The 663-nt window shown below is 63.2% G+C and carries 1 protein-coding gene; it reads left to right on the top strand.

Annotation, left to right across the window (positions count from 1 at the left end):
- Window positions 1-663, top strand: a 663-nt coding sequence (locus tag HX805_RS32150) for an AMP-binding protein (protein WP_177117663.1), incomplete at both ends; no start/stop codon positions are given.

Genomic DNA, 663 nt, shown 5'->3' with positions numbered 1-663 from the left:
GCACTGCTGCACGGTGGCGAGCTGCTGATCGTGCCGTACGACGTCAGCCGCTCGCCCCAGGAATTCCTCGACCTGTTGTGCGACGCGGGCGTCACGGTGCTCAACCAGACGCCGTCGGCGTTCAAGCAGTTGATGCACGTGGCTTGTACCGACTCCCGGGCGAATGCCCTGCGCTACGTGGTATTCGGCGGCGAGGCGCTGGACGTCAAGAGCCTGCGCCCATGGTTCGAACGGTTTGGCGACAGCGCGCCACAGCTGATCAACATGTACGGCATCACCGAAACCACGGTGCACGTCACCTACCGTCCGTTGTCGGTGGCTGATCTCGAGCTGGACGCCAGCAGCCCGATTGGCGAACCGATAGCCGACCTGTCGTGGTACCTGCTCGACGGTGAACTGAACCCGGTGGCCAAAGGCTGCATCGGTGAGCTGTATGTTGGCCGTGCCGGCCTGGCCCGGGGCTACCTGAAGCGTGGAGACCTGACGGCACTGCGTTTTATTCCCGACCCGTTCGGCGAAAGCGGTGCGCGGTTGTACCGCACCGGTGACCTGGCGCAATACCGCAGCGACGGGGTGATCGAGTACATCGGCCGGATTGACCATCAGGTGAAAATCCGTGGCTTCCGTATCGAACTGGGTGAAATTGAAGCGCGCCTGAACGCC

The organism is Pseudomonas sp. G5001 (genome assembly GCF_013385475.1).
GTDB lineage: Bacteria > Pseudomonadota > Gammaproteobacteria > Pseudomonadales > Pseudomonadaceae > Aquipseudomonas.
This window is presented reverse-complemented; position numbering and strand designations above follow the sequence as displayed.